Origin of the sequence: Halobellus salinus (genome assembly GCF_014646875.1) — an archaeon.
Taxonomy (GTDB): Archaea; Halobacteriota; Halobacteria; order Halobacteriales; family Haloferacaceae; genus Haloquadratum; species Haloquadratum salinum.
Window position 1 is genome coordinate 55,982 of the sequence record NZ_BMOC01000004.1, and the last position, 19,397, is coordinate 75,378.

A 19,397-nucleotide genomic window follows, 5' to 3' on the forward strand; every position below is an offset into this window, starting at 1 on the left:
CCTTGTGATGCGCTATTTCGGGGACTACGGAGTAATCACCGTCCTTCGAGTGTGTGATAGGCGCTCGTTCGTAACATCGCTCGTTAGATTGTTACGAAGTCTGACCCAGCGATTCCAGGCAGTCGGTAGTTTGGACATCGACTACGAAAAACAAAATACGATCCAACCACGGGACTGAAAGTGATCTTCTGCCTCTACCTACTTGATTCTGTGTCACCTTCGGAGTCTCACCCTTCCCCACTCCGCTTGTTCGGTCACACTACTCTGCCAGCCGCTCCGCAGCCCGGTCTCGGTCTTCAGGGTATCCGACATCAATCCGCCACCCATCGAGACGGATCGCATCGACAGTGCGCCCCGATTTGATCAGCAGGTCGATGGCGTCGGGTAGTTCGTACTCACCTCTGTCAGAGGGTTGAACAAGGTGACAGGCGTGGAATATTGCGGGGCTGAACGTGTAAAATCCGGTCATCACGAGGTTACTCGGTGGATCATCGGGCTTCTCGATAACCTCGACGACCTCGCCGTAGTCGTTCGTGTCCAAGACGCCGTACCGCGACGCCTCGCCGTAGGGGACTTCTTCGACGAGGAACGCGGCGTCCGTTCGCTCTTCCCGCTGACGGCGCGTAACGGCGTCTAGGTTCCCGCAAAAGACGTTGTCGCCCAGCATAAGCATAAAATCGTCGTCGACGTGCGGTTCAGCTTGGAGGATCGCGTGGGCGAGACCCAGTTGCTCACGCTGGTGTGTGTACGTTATCGGCACGTCTCGATAGGCGTCACCGTACCGCTCGATGATCTGTTCCTTCAGATATCCAACGACGACAACCAACTCCTCGGCACCGATGTCGACGAGCGAATCGAACGCGTACTCGATCAACGGTTTGTCGTCTACCTCGACGAGCACCTTCGGCTTGTCGTCGGTGAGTGGACGAAGCCGCGTTCCTTTCCCAGCAGCGAGGATGACTGCCTTCATACTCGGGAGGGACACCAGCGTGTCAAATAGTTTCCGTCCTACTGAGCACCGTTCGGTACTGGACAAGAGCATAAGCAGACAATAGCGATGATCGAGTCCTTCGAGTAGTGTATTATAAATGCGAGACCGATCATCGCTCACACAATGACCGATCCGGACCGTGACGTGGTACTACTCGGTGACTACGATTACGACTATCCACGGGAGAAGTTACTCAGGCGGGGGTTCGAGACAGCGGGAGCAACAGTTCACGAGTGCCGGTTCAGCGAAACTTCACGGTTCATCGGAGTCTGGAAACTGCTCCTGCTCCCACTGTTCTACGTCCGCATCGTCCGCCGGATGAACGAGATCGATGGATCGGGTGTGGAAATCGACGCCATCGTCCTGACGAAATTCAATCCGCTGCTTATTCCGATTGCGACGTACTACGCCCGGCGCTTCGAGTGTCCGCTCGTCTACGATCTGTTCGTCTCGTTGTATCGAACCGCCGAAATGCGGGATATCAACCCGGTTATCATCCGAGCGGTCGCTGCCCTCGAGCGGATGGTACTTCGGTTACCCGACTACCACCTCGTCGGTACCAACCAGTTCATCGATCTCTACAGCGATATGTACGGGATCCCGAGCGACCGGTTCGTGCGGTTGCCTCCCGGTGCGGACGGCGACTGGTTCTATCCGCGGGAAGGGATCGAGAAGCGGGAGCCGTTCACTATGTTGTACTGGGGAAACTTCCTTCCACACCACGGTGTCGGGACCATACTCGGCGCAGCAACCGAGCTCCGAGACAAGCCCTACGAGTTCGTCTTCCTCGGGAGCGGTCCCGAAACGGAGCGGTACCAGCGGATGGCCGACGAACTCGCGCTGCCGAACGTCCGGTTCGAGGGGTTCGTCCCGCGTGAGGAACAGCAGGAGTGGATCGCGTCGTCGCACGTCTGTCTGGGGATCTTTGCCGACGACCCTCGGTCACTTGCAAGTGTCACAAACAAAGTGAGTGAAGCCGTCGCGTCGAAGAAGGCGGTCATCACCGAGGAGTCGCCGGCGATCGACGAGTGGTTCGAACACGGTGAGAGCATCTACACCGTGCCGCCGGAGGATCCGGTGGGACTAGCGGACGCGATCGAGACCCTCGCAACGGAGCGAGAGCTGATCGAACGGCTCGAACCGGGCGGGTACGAGGTGTATCAACGGGAATTCGACGTGGATACGATCGGCGAGATCCTGTCCAGTCGGCTGTTCACCGACGAGTAACCCGTTCGCGAGTCGGAGAATATATTACACGTAGCCGACGAGTCACTGTATGGAACTTGCGGATTCAACCGTGCTGGTCACTGGCGGTGCCGGCTTCATCGGCAGCCACCTCGTCGACCGTCTCGTCGAGGAGGGATGTGATGTGGTTGTCGCGGACGACTTCTCTAGGGGCAGTCTCGAACACCTCGAACACGTGGCCGACGAGATCGATCTGGTCCCGGCAGATCTCACGACCCGGGAAGGGTGTATCCGTGCGACCGAGGGCGTCGATTATGTCTTCCACCTCGCCGCGAGAGTCGGTGGGATCCACTACATCCAGCGGGAGAACGTCGGCGGGCTGACGCCGAGCGTGCTGATGAACCAGCATATGCTCGAAGCCTCCCGGATCAACGGCGTCGACCGCTTCCTCTTCGCTTCCAGTGCCTGTATCTACCGGCAGCAACACGATGACCTCAACCGGTTTACCGAGGACCAGGCCATCCCCGCCGACCCGCACAGCACGTACGGGTGGGCCAAGGTACTCGGTGAGGTGGCCTGTCAGGCATACCACCAGGACTGTGACCTCGACTGTGCGATGGTTCGGATCTTCAACGCGTACGGGCCACGCGAGAACCTGGACCTCGAAAGTGCCCACGTCATCCCGTCGTTCATCCGAAAGGCGATCGAGTATCCGGAGCGGGAGTTCGAGATGTTCGGCGACGGGTCACAAGAACGGGGGTTTATTTACGTGACCGACCTCGTCGAAGGGATGATCCGCGCACTCGAACGGAAGGCGGACGGTGAGCCGATCAACCTCGGGAACGGCGAAGAGGTCGTGAGCATCAAGGAGCTGGCGGAGTTGGTGACCGAGATCAGCGGCAAGGACATCGAGATCCAGCACGATATGGACGCACCCGAAGGGACGTACAAGTACGCCGCGGACACGACAAAGATGGAAGCCGCGTTGGACTGGGCGCCTGAAGTGAGCCTCACCGAAGGATTGGCCGAGACGTACGCGTGGGCCGCCGAGGAACTCGGTGCCGAGGACGAACTCGACGCCGACGTAGTCAGGGCTGACGGGGGTGCACGATGAGCGCCGGCTTCGAGGGCGACACGGTTCTCGTCACCGGCGGTGCCTCTTTTATTGGAAGTCACCTCGCCGAGCAACTGGTGGCTCGCGGTGCCGACGTACGCGTCGCCGACGACCTCTCCAGCGGTGAGACGAACAATCTCGCGGCGGTCGAAGACGATGTCGAAGTCTACGAAGGGAACCTCAAACACTGGGATTTCGCGGACGAGGCGACCGAGGGTATCGATCGGCTGTTCCACCTCGCGGCCGACCACGGCGGGCGGGGCTACATCTCGAACTACCCCGCCAACTGCGCGACCAATATGGCCTTGGACAACATCGTCTTCGAGACAGCTGTCCAGAACGGTGTCGAGAAGATCACCTTCGCCTCCAGCGCCTGCACGTACCCGACCGACATCCAGCAGGAACGGCAGCGTCTCCAGGAGGATATGGTCAGCTTCGAGGAGCGTGGTGGCGCCTACGCCGACGAGTCCTACGGGTGGGCGAAGCTGATGGGGGAGTTGTCCCTGCAGTCGTTCCACGAACAGTACGGCGTCGACGCGAGTTCGGTTCGGATATTCACTGCGTACGGCCCCCGGGAGAACGAGACCCACGCCATCATCGCGCTGATCGCGAAGGCCTACGCCGGACAGGAACCGTTCCAGATCTGGGGCGACGGCGAGCAGACCCGGAACTTCACGTACGTCGACGACATCGTCAGCGCGCTGCTGTTGGCGAACGAGAACGTGACCGACGCGACGCCGGTCAATGCGGGGATTTCGGAGTATATTTCTATTAATGAGGTCGTGGAGGCGATCTTCGAATATATGGGGAAGGACCTGCCCGAGATGGACTATATGACCGACAAGCCGGTCGGGGTGCGGCATCGCGCGGCAGATACGTCGCGGGCAGAGAAGTTGCTCGGGTGGGAACCCGAATATACGTTGGAGGACGGGCTTGCGGAGACGATCGACTGGTACACGGAGCATCGGGACCCGGAGTACGTCCGAGAGAATCTGGAGACGCTGTTGCACGAACGGTAAGCGAGTATGGGCGGCATCAGTGTCACGGACTGGCTTTCGGAATCAGTCGACCGGATTCAGCAGAAAGGCACCCGTGGATTGCTTCAGAGCGCCTACTACGCCTATTCCGGGGCGCTATTGTCGGTGGCAACGCGGTACCCCATAGGTACGAACGTCTTCGAACGCGATTGGGATCTACTGGTCGTCCTCGACGCCTGCCGTGTCGATGCGCTTCAGGAGGTAGCCGACGAGTACGACTTCCTCCCCGAGGTCGACTCAATCTGGTCGGTCGGCAGCACGTCCATCGAGTGGATGGCACTCACGTTCCGAGAACGGTACGCCGCCGAGATCGCTCGGACGGCGTACGTCAACGGTAACGCCCAGTTCGACAAGGTGTTTCGGGAGCGTCGAACACCGCCACACATCGCCGCCGCACCCGTCGGCCCGTCGATGGACGCCTACGGTGTCGTCACGCCCGACGACTTCGGCCACGTCGACAACGTCTACGAGTACGGCTACGACGACGACCACGGGGTTGTGCTACCGCGGACGATGACTGACCGCGCTATCGCCGTCGGACGGGAGCGGAACCCGGAGCGGTGTATTGTCCACTATATGCAGCCCCACGCCCCGTATATCGGTGCTGATGGATCGCCAAATCATGTATTCGACGACCTCAGGAGCGGATCGCTCTCCCACGAGGAAGCGTGGGAAGCGTACATCGACACGTTGCGTGCGGTCTTGGATGAGGTTGAAGTACTGTTGGAGAACTACGACGTCAATAAGGTTGCTATCACGGCCGATCACGGCGAAGGGTTCGGCGAATGGACGTTCTACTCGCACAACATCGGCTGTCCACACCCAGCGGTCCGCCGGGTACCGTGGGTAGAGACGACGGCTGAGGATGGGGGAACCTTCGAGACGAGTATTGAACGTGTCGACGGTGTAAGTACAGACGTGGAGAATCAATTAGCACAGCTCGGCTACCGATAAGTACCGACTGTAGGATTCCGTCGACCGCTGCATATACGAACCGCTGGAGGGAAAGGAGTGACCGGACAAACCGTGCGTTTAATATTTCGCTCCCGAGAGCGCTAACACGGAGATGGAGCAGGCACCGAACGTTCTATTGATCGTACTCGATGCGACCCGGAAAGATCATCTCTCGTGTTATGGCTACGATCGTCCCACAACTCCAACAATCGACAGTATCGCCGCAGATGGGACCCGTTTCGAGCAGGCAATCGCCACATCGGCCTGGACACCACCTACCCACGCTTCGATGTTCACCGGGTGTTACCCGTCGCGACACGGTGTGTTCAATTCACAACTCTCGTTGACCTACGACGGGCCGACGATCGCCGAACTGCTGTCGGAGAACGGATACAGGACGCTCGGGTTTAGTAACTCCTATCATACCAGTACGGAGCGGAACTTCCATCGTGGATTTGACTACTATCACGATGTATTCGAGCTTCCCCGGTTTCTTGGGAAAATGTACGATCCAAGCCTCGATTTCCTTCGGTTTCTTCCCAACTACTTCCTGAAGAACTACGATATCTCTGATCTACAGCTGCGGAGGTTGAAGACACAGCTCACACAAACCGAGGAACCGTTCTTCGGGTTCATCAATCTTAACGCGGCGCACTCACCGTACGATCCGCCGTCCAAATTCAGGAAGCAATTCGAGGCGTACTTCGACCAATGGGACACCGTGGATAAGGAAACTGCTAAACATATCGCCACAGGAAATGGTCGTGACTATACATTAGGTGATAACAAAGTAACTGAAACGGAGTGGAACCTCGTCAAATGCTGGTACGACGGTGAGATCAGGTACACGGATTATCTACTGTCCAAGTTCATCGATTTCTTCAAAAACGAGGGTCTATATGACGATACGCTGCTGATCGTGGCCGCTGATCACGGAGAACACTTCGGGGAACACAACCTGGTCTACCACGCGTATTCCCTGTTCGAGGAGCTGGTGAACGTGCCGCTGATCGTCAAGTGGCCCGACGGCCACCACGGCCATAATCGGGCGCTTCCAAGCGAGATCTCGAATAACCTCGTCTCGTTGACAGATATCGCCCCGACGATCTGTGAGTGGGCCGGCATAGAGACTCCCTCCGGAATGCAGGGTCGGGACCTCACGATAGGATCAGGCCGGGACGCCGTATTTGCGGAGTACGATCGGCCACAGCCACCGAAACGGGATCAGATGCTTGAGACATATAATGGCTTCGAAGAGTACGATAGAGGGCTACAGGCAATCCGAACTACCGAGTATAAGCTTATTCGGACGACAACGGGCGAGGAGACACTCTACCGAATCCAAAACGGAGACGAAACAGCCGTCGAGAATGAAAAGGTACAGCACCAGCTCTCTCAACGGATGAATGAAAGGCTTGACGAGATTCCGGACGGTGAACACGACGAGGATCTTGATGACCACGTTAAGGACCATCTAGAAAAAATGGGATATATATAATTATATTTCATATAAAAAGTTGGTTATTTACCCCATTGATGATCAAGAGCGCTTATTATCCAGTGAAAGGGATGGAAAGTAACGTGCGGCATTTGTCGGAGAGTCCCACCACAGCGGTGGTAAAAGCACTAATGAGATCCGTTCGGGGAGTTGGATCATAGTGGGATCGCTTCGTCTCGGCCAGACCTCCGTCGTATATTTTGTTTCCAAGTTACTCGCATCTGCCCTCGGGTTTATCGCAACGATATACGTCGCTCGGCTGCTCGGTTCGGGAGCGCTCGGAATCTACTCCGTGGCAACGGCTGTCGTCTCTTGGCTCGTGCTGTTCGGGACGATGGGAGTCACCAGCGGTATGACGAAACGGGTCAGTGAGCGCGACGAGTCAAGTGCGTACGCAATCGCTGGCGTCAGTATCGTATCGGTGTTCGCCGTCGGCTTAGCTACAGCTATTCTGTTGTTTCGCGGAGAAGTCAACGATTACATTGGGTTTTCGGCGGCAGTCTTTATTGCGGCTATGGTGGTCGTCACGCTTGCACAAAGTACAGTTATGTCACTACTCAACGGTCGGAAGCTTGTCCATATCGCAGGCGTATTCTCTCCGGTCAAAACAGGGAGCCGAGCGGGATCCCAGATCGTCGCGCTCTCTCTGGGACTAGGGATCGTCGGCCTGTTCGGCGGCTACATCATCGGGTATGTCGTCGTTGTACTTGGGGGATTTTACGTCCTCATACGTAGCTTCGACGAGATTACGATGCCGCGAGCCCGCCACTTCCGGGGTATACTCTCGTTCGCGAAATACGCTTGGCTCGGGGGACTTCGATCAAAGGCTTTTAATTGGGTGGACATCGCCCTACTCGGGTTCTTTGTCTCAAACGCATTCATCGGATACTACACCGCCGCGTGGAACATCGCGCAGTTCCTAGTCGTCTTCGGGACCGCGATCAGTCGGACGCTGTTCCCCGAGATGAGCGAGAGTGCAGTCGCTGACGACTCGGAAGCTGTCTCGGACCTGCTAAACACGGCGCTGTCGTTTGCGGGGCTCATTATGATTCCGGGTCTCGTTGGCGGGACGCTGATTGGCGAGCAACTGCTCCGGATATACGGCCCGGACTTCACGCAGGCCGGGTTGGTACTGTCTGTGTTGATTTTCGCCACACTATTGCAATCATATCAAAAACAGTTTACAACGACGCTTAACGCACTTGACCGGCCCGATATTGCATTTAAGATCAATTTAGTGTTCATTCTCTCTAACGTCGTCCTCAACGTTGTGCTGATCGTTGTCTACGGGTGGGTCGGGGCTGCGGTCGCAACCGCACTCTCCATCGTTATTAGCCTTGTCGTTGCGTACAAATATATCGGTTCAATACTTGATTTCACTATCCCTGTAGAAGAGATCAGCAAGCAGTGGATAGCAGCCGGTCTTATGGCCTGCTTCTTGATTGCTCTTATCAGGGTTGAGACAAGGCATATCACAATCAACAGTAATATATTGTTCGTTTTATTGGCGGTACTATCCGGTGCCGGAATATATTTGGGTTCGTTACTGGGGCTCTCGAAACGGCTTCGAAAGACCGTCCGAGACAATCTCCCCGAGAGACTATATCCGGCGTAAGCAGAGTGTATGTATCCGAGATCACCGATCACTGGCTAAGAGGCTGTGGGGAACGGTAACAATATTGCTCTGGATTTACTGTGCCTGTTACAAGACGTAAATAATAGTATCAACTAACTGCTTATGGATCACGCGACAAGGTATATTCAGTCAAACGTAATTGCCTATGCAGATGTAAGCGTTACAATTCGTATGACGGAGCGGTTATAAATCAAAACCAACTACCTGGAGATAATAATATGCAACACGACCTAAATTGGGAAAACATCAAGACCGGGATCAAGAACCCATTTCTGGCGTTCGACCAGCTAGTTCTTGAACACGTGTACCGGGTCCCGGTCGTATTATTGGAAGATCGGCTCTCCATCGGGACGAATGTATTTGAGAAAGGGTGGGATCTACTAATTCTCCTCGATACTTGCCGTGTTGACGCGCTCCGCGAGGTGGCCGACGAGTACGACTTCTTAGCGGATATCGGAGATCTTGTCTCTGTCGGTGCCAGTTCACCCGAATGGATTGCCCGCACGTTTACTGAAAATCATATTGAAGAAATCAACCAAACAGCGTATTTGAGCAGTAATGGAAACGCTGAAGCGGTACTTGAACGAAACAAACCGGCAACTGATCCGTCATACCTTACACACCGCTTGCTGAGACGATTCAATTACGTCGATTCCAGTCAGCTTGGCCGGCTGGAGAAATTGTGGTTCTACGAACCTACTGGGAAAAAAGGTCCACGCGGACATGTGGACGGGGCGACGCCACCACGTTACCTTACCGAACGAGCGATAGATGTCGGTCGAAAACATTCTTTCGACCGAATGATTCTTCATTATCACCAACCACACAACCCTTACGCTGCGAAGGCGATGGCAGAAGAAAGAGAATTGTTTGAGTACGAAACCCATTTCCGTCTTGACCCCGAGAAAGCTTGGGAGTCGTATCTAGCCGACCTCCGCTACGTGCTGGACGACGTGAAGCTGCTGCTTGACAACATCGACGCCGACAGGGTCGTCATATCTTCGGACCATGGCGAAGCTTTCGGAGAGTACGGGATTTACGGCCACCCTATTGGAAGCCTCCATCCCCACGTTCGGACGGTGCCGTGGGCAGTTACGACGGCTAGCGACAACGGAACGTGCACTCCGGAAACTCCCCGACCGTCGGAATCCGAAGAAGCATCGAATCAGGACGTCGATGAGACACTGGAGGCGCTGGGGTACAAATTTTGATTCGGGAGTCGACTGGAACGACACTGGGTACTGGAGGAACGTGACAGTATGGGGCTACCAAGACGACTGTACCGCCGGGCCAGACCGTCGATAGCCACCATCGCCCAGCAAACACTCGATACTCGCATTGTGACGCGGACCCGACTCTTCGACAACCCGCCCGACGACTATACCGTCTACTCATTTGGAACGGACGAGCGTTACGAGTTCGAGCGTCCGAGACACGTCGGAGACCTACCTGCGGTCATTGAGTCGAAGGTAGGCGAGTGTACCGTTCCCGCTCCGTTCGTCGTCGAAATTGAGGACACAACGATAATCGGGCCGTCAGCGCTGGTCGCCGCCGACGGGCGAATAATCCTTGAGTCAGCCCTTGGCGGATACGAACGACTGATAGACGCATCGGTTCGAGCACTGTTGGCCGGTCAACTTCCGTTCGAGACGCGATTCCAGCGTCCTGAGGATTGGTATGAGGGCCCTTTGTTCCCCCTTGTCGGACCGTGGACGACTGACTACTACCACTGGCTTACCGACTATCTTGTACAAGTGTTCGCCCTCGAAGCCTATCGGGAGCAGACCGGTACCGATCCGACGGTATTGATTCCGGCGAATCCGCCCGGTTGGCTACAAGATTCGTTGTCGCTTGCGGGGGTCGATCCGGACCAGACGAGGGAGTGGCCAGGAAACCGGGTGCATTGCTCGCGGCTCGTAGTCGGTGCACTGCGGCGCCACACTTTTTCCACGAGCGATGGCTATATTCACTCTCCGGCAGCGATGGCCCGACTTGGAGACCGGATCCGAGACGTGGTTCTGGATGACGGATACGATACCGATGCTGTCACTTGCTCGTCCCGCATATACGTCTCGCGAGCAGATGCACAGGACCGTCGCATTCGTAACGAAGACGCATTGATGTCGATGCTCAACGACTATGGATTTGAGCGTATCGTCCCCGGGGAGCACACGTTTGAGGAACAAGTTCGCCAGTTTTCGGATGCCGAAATCGTCCTTGGCCCCCACGGAGCGGGGCTGACGAACGCCATCTTCGCCACAGAGACGACTCTGGTCGAACTGTTCGGCTCGTACCAAAATGCCTGTTTCTTTACATTAGCAAACGGCTTAGGTCACGGGTATGTCAGTGTAATGTGTAACTCACAAGGTAACGATATTGTAGCCGACGTTTCGGGAATAGAATCACTTCTGCAGGATTTCTGATATATGAATTAATTCGATCTAGAAACATTTGTCGAGCTATTTCATTCAATAAACCTTTATTATATACCTATATGATGGTTGAATGACTATAATTTGGTAAGATAACCCACATATGATGTCGAAATAGAAAAATTAAGTAATAACCACATTCAATGAGGGCTATGCCGGGGAGAGACACTCAGTCTAAAAGTGAACAGCCGCTCGTTCTCAGGGTATACCGCAAGTTTCCAGAGGATATAAAGTCAATAACTCGTAAAGTATTAAAATACAGTAATATCCGTCCTTATACTGATATACTATTTGATAGTCCCATTCGGGACCGGGGATGGTTCAACTGTTACTCAGCTCCTCCAACGGATCAATGTGGAAACCCGATACCGTGGATGCCTTACTCGTTGATTGATTTTATATCTGACCGTCTTCATTCCGGATTAAATGTATTTGAGTACGGTAGTGGTAATTCTACGGAATGGTTTGCTACTTATGTAAGTCAAGTTTTCTCTGTAGAACACAACAAGGATTGGTATGAGAAAATCAATGGTTCTCTACCGTCAAATGCAAAGATATTGTATCGGACCGGAAAAAAGTATATAACCGCTATTGACGAGTATGATGGCTTTGATATCGTCGTTATTGATGGAAAGTATAGGAATGAATGTGTAAAAAAAGCGGTGCAGAATCTCAACTCAGAGGGAATCATACTACTGGATGATACATATAGAGATCAGAACAAAAAGATTGTTGATGATTTGACTGGGGGAGAATTTAAGGAGATATTTTTTCAGGGCATAGGCCCAGTCACAAGTAATATTCAGAAGACTTCAATAATATATCGCAGAAACAATTGTCTTGACATATAGATAACAAATATCGATGATACCGTTTTAGCTAAACAGGCTTATGAGATATCTAACCTCTCATCAGAGAATTTTTATTTCGGAGAGAGCAACTAAGGATATGAACTGGCAGCTGAAGCGATTTATTGAGGTAATGTCTGAGGAAGGGCTTCTTACTGGTCTACGAAAGTCGTATCAGTATGTGAAATTGGACGTATTTAAAATGAATAGGGCTCTAAGATATGAGGTCCCAGATATGTTCTATCGACCATTGTTTGAGCGAAAATACGGAACTGGTATAGATGTGCTTGATCGTGACTGGGATAATCTAATTGTATTAGACGCCTACCGATATGATTATTTTAAAAGACACTCAAGATTTGAGGGGGAACTATTCCGTGAACTGACTAAGGGAAATTGGAGTTTGGAATGGGTACTCGGAAATTTTAGGGGTAGAGATTTAACCGATACAGTTTGTGTGTCAGGAAACGTATTTTACGAGCGATTGGAGCCAGATACTCTGTTCTTATTAAAATCACTTGGCCGAGATCCACAAGAGATAACGCAGACTGCACTGCGGATGAATGAGAAGTATCCAAATAAGCGACTCATAGTTCACTATATGACGCCACACACTCCGCATCGAGGACAGATAGCGAAGGACCTTGCGGGGCCAGACGAAGAGTTTGCAGATATTTTTCAGTTGTATTTAAATGGAGATATTTCCAAAGAAAAAATGAGACAATCGTACGTTGAGAATGTGAATATAGCTGAATCGTACGTTGAATCACTACTTGAAGAATTAGAAGGGAAGACTGTACTCACCTCTGATCACGGAGAAAACTTAGGGGAAGTACAATTCGGCCTCCCACGAGTAAATCACGGCCACGAAACGGTTGAGTGTCGGTTCGTCCCGTGGCTACAACTGCCTTCTGGGGAGAGAAAAGAGATTAAAAAAGAGGAATCGAAGGGATTTGATTATTCTGATGATGGAGTAATGCGGGAAAGATTGGAGGCGCTAGGATATATGTGATGTTAGTAACTGAATTCGCGGTAGGTGCTTACCAACCGTATATTACGTTTTCTCACTCGACGCAGTCTCAGTACATTAGTGATTTTTATAATACACGAAAAGTACGTAGCTCATATGTCTGGTGAGTTCACGTTGTCAACCCCGGTAGCCTTCTTTGTATATAATAGACCAGAGCATACAGCTAAGGTGTTTTCTCGAATATCCGATGTCCAACCACGAAAGCTATTCATAATCGCTGATGGTCCAAAGGAAAAGAATAATGACAAGAGAACAACACGGGCTCGGAGGATCGTTAATCAAGTCACGTGGGACTGTAATGTTGTGCGTTTATATTCCGATACGAATCTAGGTATAAAAGAGCGGTTCGTAACTGGTCTAAATAGAGTCTTTGATACTGTTGATGAAGCTATTATACTTGAGGATGACACATTACCTGACCCGTCTTTTTTCAGATTTTGCCAAGTTTTGCTAAACAGGTATCGTGACGATAGCCGAATTATGGAGATTACCGGACGTAATCAACTGGGGACATGGCGCGCAGACAAACAGGACTACCACTTTTCTTATAATGGGGGAATCTGGGGCTGGGCAACGTGGAGCGATTGCTGGGAAATGTACGATCCAGATATGAAGCTTTGGGAGGATCGCATTGTCCGAGACCGACTGAAGGACCTGTTCGGGGATGAGTGGCAATACAACCATATGCACAGAGTGTATGAGGAAGCTTACAATGAGCGTGACGAGAGTTGGAGCTATCCTTGGACGTTTGCTAGGCAGATCAACTCGGGCCTGTCGGTAGTCCCATCGCGAAATCTCGTATCAAATATTGGATTCGGACCAGAAGCCACGAATACGACTCAATCCAGTTCTCCTTGGTCTGGTATCGATACCTATTCGGCAAGTTTTCCACTTTCTGCACCGCCATATACTATTGTTGATGGGGATTACGATCAAGCGTTTCATAAAATCCGACCTGGTCGGTGGAAGGAACACCCGATTGTGTACCCGTTCTGGAAGCTGATTTCATCCTTCGCTCACTAAACTTGGGGACAGGTATCAAAATTTGAGTGGATACTCTTGTGGAGCACACTGTCGGTATTCAGAGGGTGGTGTTAGGGCAATATTTGACTGCTTTGGTGCTGGTTTCTTGTAGAGTTCCGGGCGGAGCTGGAATACTCTGAGATACGGTATTAGGTTGTTTTTCGGCACTTCTCAAGGAGAGAATGGCTACCATCGCTGATGTGACGCGTGGCTTCGCAGGCATAGATTGTGAAGTGCCACTGTTTCGGGGAGAACTTCAAATGAGCCAAGCTTGTGCCATTTCCGTTGTTGAACGTTCGACCGCAATTCGCACATAAATACCGTTGATACACCTGACACTATTATCTTTGATCGCTGGGTCGGAACGGTAGCGGGAGTGTTCAACGCCATCCGACAGCGAACCTTTTGCAGCAGGTCCACTAGGCTAATTCCGACGCGAACCGACTTGCTGGGAGTATATTGCACCACACTAGCGCAGTACGTTGTTTTCTCCGATGTTTATCTGAAGTTTGCTGTCGTAAGCCACCTCGCAGGAGTCAAAAACCATTTGATTGTCTCTCCGCACTGTTCCGACTCGCCGCTATCGCACACTGGGAGTAGGGAACCCAATACGGTTTTCAAAACCTATATTACTTGTCTACTTAATCCAACGTTATGAGTCAACACGTTCTTTGTTTCAAGCCCACTCTTGATCTATACGGTGGACACGATCCCAGTGCGGCGATATTCGTCGATGGAGAGTTGGTATTCGCCATTGAAGAGGAACGCCTCAATAGACGGAAGCACGCTGTCGATGACTTTCCGCATAAGTCGATCAATGCCTGCCTCAACTATTGCGACATCTCTCTTTCCGATGTCGACAAAATCGTTCTACCCTACGTACCGAGCCTGGAATCCAAAATCTGGTTACCCGAATTGAAGCGACGGTTATTCTCTTCAAAGTCTACACCGGAACGACTGCGTTGGATCGAACGCTATCTCGAACACCGTGCTCAAGCACACATTCTCCCCACCTCGAAAGTCAAGTCGGAACTCCGCCAAATCGGAGATTCGCTCCCACCGATCGACAATCAACCACATCATCGTTGTCACGCGGCCAGCGCGTTTCATCCATCGGGATTCGATGAAGCACTAGTATTCACAGTAGACGGTAAGGGCGAGCACGACTCGACAGTCGTCTGGCACGGAGACGAGCAAGGGCTGGAACGACTTCGAACATACACTTTCCCGAACAGTCTCGGTCATTTTTACGGAGCAGTGACCGAGTATCTCGGATATCGGGCCTTCAACGGTGAGGGGAAAATTATGGGTCTCGCACCCTACGGTGAACTAAATGAAAAGATTGAGACGAGTCTACGTAGTGCCATTGAGACTGGCGTCGATTACGACGTAACCTCAATTACGGAACACGGTATCGAAGATGGTGTCGCACAACTTGAACGACTTCTCGGTAGACCACGGAACACATCTCGTGGAGAGTTCACCGACTGGCAGAAGGATTTAGCACGGGTAACTCAGCATCTATTAGAGGAAATCGTAACAGGTATTATTAAACAGTATGTCAATGAAACCGGGATTCGGACGGTCACTCTTTCTGGGGGGGTCGCATTGAACTGTAAGATGAACAAGGAGATTCGGGAACTTGATGCTGTAAACGACGTGTTCGTCCAACCGGTCTCTCACGATGCCGGATTAGCGCTCGGGGCAGGATTCCTCGAATCGTCCCCTGAAACTGTCTATCAAATAACAGATGTATATTACGGGCAAGCACATAACACCGAGGTTATCAAGTCTATTCTGGAAACGAACAAGATTGACTACACAAGGCCGACACAGTTGACCCAACGAGTCGCCGAGGAAATCGCAAACGGACAATTGGTTGGATGGTTCCAAGGGCGAACGGAACTTGGTCCTCGAGCACTCGGAAATCGTAGTATTCTGGCAGATCCCCGGACTAAGGCGTCGCGTGACAGAGTCAACCGGTTCGTCAAACACCGTGAGGAGTGGCGACCGTTTGCACCGTCAATACTGGCAGACGCGGCCGAATCGTACTTTGAAAACCCAGCTCCGTCTCCATTTATGATCGACACATTCCAAGTGCGTCCAGAACGGGCAAGCGAAATCGAAGCTGTGCTCCACCCTGCCGACGGTACCACGCGTCCACAAACGGTATCAAAACAGCAGAATCCAAAATATTACCAGTTGATTTCCGACTTCGCGGATATCACCGGCGTCCCCGTACTCCTGAACACCTCGTTCAACGATCATGGGGAACCGATTGTGAACACCCCTACAGAGGCTTTGAAGGACTTTTTCGGGATGGGGCTGGATGTGCTCGTACTAGACGAATACTTGGTAACAAAATCATAATCCGTAGGTAGAAAAGTCAGAGTCCGATTCCGTTTTAATCGATCAAGTGACATCGTCGTATAACTCCGCGTACGTTTTGGCCACGGTTGACTGAAGATACGACGAAACTGCCTGAGCACGCGCGACATCTCCCACCACCTCCCGATCGGCCGTCTCCAGAACCCACTCGATCCCCTCAGCTAACTCCTCCGCTTCGTATGCCTCCGCCAACCACCCAGTCTCCTTGTGATCCACAATATCACTCGGTCCCGTCGCATCGAACGCAACCACAGGCGTCCCACACGCCAACGACTCCGACACAGTTTGCCCGAACCCTTCGTACCGCGACGGGACGACCATCACGTCGGCCGCCGAGTACAGCAACACGAGACTCGGATCGTCGTGAAGGTATCCCACATAATGCGTCGGGAACCCGAAGTCCGGCGGATCTGCTGGCTCCGTCGCGCCGAACACGACCAACTCCACATCTTCTATCTCTCCCGACAGCGACTGCAACGCCTCCTGCAACAGATCCGCACCCTTCCGGTAGTCCCCCATCGGATCGACCGCCCCGAACAACACCAGCCGCTTGTCCTCGGGCAAGTCGAAGAACTCCCGACCTAGCTTCGGATCTCGCGGCCGGTAGGTCTCCGTATCCAGCGCGTTCGGAATGACCTCGATCCGCTTGTCGCCGAAGAGCGAACTCCGCCGAGCCTGCTCTGCCAACCAACTCGAGGGCGTGACGATCGTGAGATCCAGATCATCCCAGTGATGGGATTTCCGATGCCACGTCAGCCGCGACAGGTCAAGATCAGCCCCACTATCCAATTGCGGACACGACCCGCAGCGGTCCTCAAAGCGGTCGCAGCCGTACGCGTAGTGACACCCGCCGGTAAGTGCCGCCATATCGGGGAGCCGCCAGACCACCGGTCGGTCGAGGCGGCCGATCGTCCGGACCGAGAGCGCGCCGCGCCACACCCAGTTCAGGTGCACCACGTCCGGGTCGATCTCCCGGATCCGTTCGAGTTTCCGTTCCGGTAGCCAGTTGACCGCGAAGCCGTCGGATCGACCGTAGAATCGAAGCGGGAGCATATCCACGTGCGGGCGAGCGAGACTCCACGCGCGGCCGACCGTCGACTCGGGGCCGACGATGGTCGGGTCGTCCGTCGACTTCTGTTGGACGAGCATCCGGGAGTCGACACCGATCCGACGAAGCCCGTAGTGAATCCGCTTTGTCGCCGTTGCCGATCCACCGGTGTCCGACGCGTTTACGAGAAGCGGGCGGATGTCGCTGTCAGTTATATCACTCATAACATCGGGATCGTTCCGGACTTCGTCGTCCACAAATACATTCAAACACGCCGAACTCAGCCCGAGCGATCAAAAACGTTCCTCATCACTCGACCCCCCGGACTCCGGTGTCGCTTTCAAAGTAGGTAATGCTGGCCCGGTCAGCGAACCGATCAACTACCGCTACGGTCCTCTCTCCCGCGTGAAACCACTCAGACTTCCGCCTCGAAGAACTCCACCGACCGCTCAAGTCCCTCCCGTAGCGACACCTGAGGCTCCCAGCCCAACTCCGATCGCGCCTTCGAGATGTCGGGCCGCCGAACCTGCGGATCCTGTGGTGGCAACGCCTCGTAAGTGATCCCGCTGTCACTTCCCGTCACCTCCAACACGACTTCCGCCAGCTCGTTGATCGTCCGCTCGTCCGGATTCCCGATGTTCACCGGTTCCTCGACATCGGACTCCAGCAACGCGACTAGCCCATCAACCATATCCGAGACGTAGCAGAAGCTCCGTGTCTGATCCCCATCCCCGTACACGGTCAGATCACGTCCAGTCAGTGCTTGTTTCATAAAGTTCGGGATCACCCGGCCGTCGTCGAGACGCATCCGCGGGCCGTACGTGTTGAAGATTCGTGCGACGCGCACGTCTAAGTCGTGCTTGTCACGGTACCCCCGTACCAGCGCTTCCCCGTATCGTTTCGACTCGTCGTAACACGACCGCGGACCGTAGGGGTCGACGTTGCCGCGATAGGACTCCGGCTGCGGGTTCACCTCGGGGTCGCCATACACTTCGCTCGTCGAGGTGAACAGGTACGTCGCGTCCTTCTCTTTGGCCAAGCCGAGCGTTTTGTGTGTCCCCAAGGCGCCGACTTTCAAAGTCTTGATCGGATAGTCCCGATAGTACACCGGTGAGGCCAGGCTCGCCAGGTGTAATACAGCATCCAACTCCCCCGAAATATGGATAAACTCCGTGACATCGTGCTCGTAGAGGGAGAATCGGTCGTGATAGAACGCCTCGTCCAGATTTTCGGTCTGACCGCTCACGCGGTTGTCCATCCCGATAACCTCGTGACCCTCCTCTAATAAGCGGTCACAGACGAATGAGCCTAGAAAGCCTGCTGCACCCGTGACAAGAATGCGACTCACGCGAAGTGAGCCTCCAAGAGCTCCTCGACAGCGTCGTTCATTTCGCCGTCGTCGTGGTTGAGCGCCATCTCCACGTTCGCCCGCAGCCAACTCGGGATGTTCCCGATGTCGTATCGGTCGCCGTCGAGTTCGACGCCTCGGACCGTTTCGAGTTTCCGGATCGCGTCCGTCAGCTGAAGTTCGCCGCCGACGCCTTTCTCCGTCGTTTCGAGCAGCTCGAAGATTTCGGGGGTGAGCACGTATCGACCAGTGATCGCCAAGTTCGATGGGGCCTCCTCCCGCGGTGGCTTCTCAACGAAGTCCGCGACCGGGAAACTCTCACCGACCGACTCGCTATCGCCGACGTCGGCAACCCCATACGAGGGAACGTCCGCCCAGGGGACCCGTTCCAGCGAGAGCACCGACGCCTCGTGGGCTTCCGCAGCGTCGATGAGGTTCGCCGTACACGGCGTGTCGCTTTCGATGATCGTATCCCCGAGCAGCAGCGCGAAGGGCTCGTCGCCGACGTGCTTGCGGGCGTACCGAACCGCATCTCCCAGTCCGTCCCGCTCCTTCTGTCGGACGTAATGGATGTCCGCGAGGTCGGCGATCTCCCGCACACGGTCGAGCCGGTCGAGTTTCTCGTCGGCTTTCAGCGCGTCTTCCAGTTCGTAGGACTTGTCGAAGTGACGTTCGATCGCCTGCTTGCCGCGCCCGGTGATGATGAGGATGTCGTCGATCCCGGCTTCGACGGCTTCCTCGACGACGTACTGGATCGTGGGCTTGTCCAATACGGGCATCATCTCTTTGGGCTGAGCCTTCGTGACCGGGAGAAATCGCGTCCCGAAACCGGCTGCCGGAATGACTGCCTTCGTTACGTCCATAC

At 53.9% G+C, this 19,397-nt stretch carries 16 protein-coding genes and 1 pseudogene; 12 read left to right on the plus strand and 5 right to left on the minus strand.

Annotated elements, in window-relative coordinates; translation table 11 throughout:
- Positions 1-259 precede the first annotated feature (259 nt).
- Positions 260-970, minus strand: coding sequence for a UTP--glucose-1-phosphate uridylyltransferase AglF (gene aglF, locus IEX72_RS04845; protein ID WP_188786257.1), 711 nt, complete (start codon positions 968-970; stop codon positions 260-262).
- Positions 971-1,114: 144 nt separating this feature from the next.
- Between aglF and IEX72_RS04850 the strand changes: the two genes are divergently transcribed.
- From IEX72_RS04850 to IEX72_RS04900, 11 genes are all read left to right on the plus strand, one after another.
- Entirely contained in the window at positions 1,115-2,218 is a 1,104-nt protein-coding gene (locus IEX72_RS04850; RefSeq protein ID WP_188786258.1) for a glycosyltransferase, read from the plus strand.
- 49 nt (positions 2,219-2,267) lie between these two features.
- Complete coding sequence (locus IEX72_RS04855) at positions 2,268-3,290, plus strand: SDR family NAD(P)-dependent oxidoreductase (protein WP_188786259.1); 1,023 nt, start codon at positions 2,268-2,270, stop codon at positions 3,288-3,290.
- Positions 3,287-4,309 carry an NAD-dependent epimerase/dehydratase family protein gene (locus IEX72_RS04860; protein ID WP_188786260.1) on the plus strand — a complete coding sequence of 341 codons (1,023 nt, stop codon included), beginning with the start codon at positions 3,287-3,289 and terminating at the stop codon, positions 4,307-4,309. The genes IEX72_RS04855 and IEX72_RS04860 overlap by 4 nt, the downstream gene beginning before the upstream one ends.
- Before the next feature lie 6 nt (positions 4,310-4,315).
- The gene (locus IEX72_RS04865; protein WP_229663745.1) at positions 4,316-5,281 is read left to right on the plus strand and encodes an alkaline phosphatase family protein; all 966 of its coding nucleotides are present in this window, start codon (positions 4,316-4,318) and stop codon (positions 5,279-5,281) included.
- 112 nt (positions 5,282-5,393) lie between these two features.
- Positions 5,394-6,779: a sulfatase gene (locus tag IEX72_RS04870; protein WP_188786261.1), complete on the plus strand. Its 1,386-nt coding sequence runs from the start codon at positions 5,394-5,396 to the stop codon at positions 6,777-6,779.
- Positions 6,780-6,939: 160 nt separating this feature from the next.
- Entirely contained in the window at positions 6,940-8,394 is a 1,455-nt protein-coding gene (locus IEX72_RS04875) for a flippase (protein WP_188786262.1), read from the plus strand.
- 239 nt (positions 8,395-8,633) lie between these two features.
- Positions 8,634-9,626 carry an alkaline phosphatase family protein gene (locus IEX72_RS04880; protein ID WP_188786263.1) on the plus strand — a complete coding sequence of 331 codons (993 nt, stop codon included), beginning with the start codon at positions 8,634-8,636 and terminating at the stop codon, positions 9,624-9,626.
- Positions 9,627-9,674: 48 nt separating this feature from the next.
- A complete protein-coding gene (locus IEX72_RS04885) occupies positions 9,675-10,838 on the plus strand; it encodes a glycosyltransferase family 61 protein (RefSeq protein WP_188786264.1) in 1,164 nt (387 codons plus the stop codon).
- Positions 10,839-10,999: 161 nt separating this feature from the next.
- Positions 11,000-11,698 carry an O-methyltransferase gene (locus IEX72_RS04890; RefSeq protein ID WP_188786265.1) on the plus strand — a complete coding sequence of 233 codons (699 nt, stop codon included), beginning with the start codon at positions 11,000-11,002 and terminating at the stop codon, positions 11,696-11,698.
- Between the two features lie 97 nt (positions 11,699-11,795).
- Entirely contained in the window at positions 11,796-12,707 is a 912-nt protein-coding gene (locus tag IEX72_RS04895; RefSeq protein ID WP_188786266.1) for an alkaline phosphatase family protein, read from the plus strand.
- Between the two features lie 114 nt (positions 12,708-12,821).
- Complete coding sequence (locus IEX72_RS04900; RefSeq protein ID WP_188786267.1) at positions 12,822-13,748, plus strand: glycosyltransferase family 2 protein; 927 nt, start codon at positions 12,822-12,824, stop codon at positions 13,746-13,748.
- Between the two features lie 221 nt (positions 13,749-13,969).
- Here the strand turns inward: IEX72_RS04900 and IEX72_RS15175 are convergent.
- Positions 13,970-14,206 (minus strand): annotated as a pseudogene (locus IEX72_RS15175) (IS1595 family transposase); the annotation flags it as partial.
- A gap of 196 nt (positions 14,207-14,402) precedes the next feature.
- On the opposite strand from IEX72_RS15175, the gene IEX72_RS04905 reads away from it, so the two are divergent.
- Complete coding sequence (locus tag IEX72_RS04905; protein ID WP_188786268.1) at positions 14,403-16,118, plus strand: carbamoyltransferase family protein; 1,716 nt, start codon at positions 14,403-14,405, stop codon at positions 16,116-16,118.
- 42 nt (positions 16,119-16,160) lie between these two features.
- On the opposite strand, the gene IEX72_RS04910 is transcribed toward IEX72_RS04905, so the two are convergent.
- The 3 genes from IEX72_RS04910 to galU all read right to left on the minus strand — a co-directional run bounded on the left by IEX72_RS04910 (position 16,161) and on the right by galU (position 19,395).
- A complete protein-coding gene (locus tag IEX72_RS04910; protein ID WP_188786269.1) occupies positions 16,161-17,453 on the minus strand; it encodes a glycosyltransferase in 1,293 nt (430 codons plus the stop codon).
- 146 nt (positions 17,454-17,599) lie between these two features.
- Positions 17,600-18,532, minus strand: a complete 933-nt coding sequence (locus IEX72_RS04915; RefSeq protein ID WP_188786270.1) for a UDP-glucuronic acid decarboxylase family protein — start codon at positions 18,530-18,532, stop codon at positions 17,600-17,602.
- Complete coding sequence (gene galU / locus IEX72_RS04920) at positions 18,529-19,395, minus strand: UTP--glucose-1-phosphate uridylyltransferase GalU (protein WP_188786271.1); 867 nt, start codon at positions 19,393-19,395, stop codon at positions 18,529-18,531. Before galU ends, IEX72_RS04915 begins: the two co-directional genes overlap by 4 nt.
- Positions 19,396-19,397: the final 2 nt, after the last annotated feature.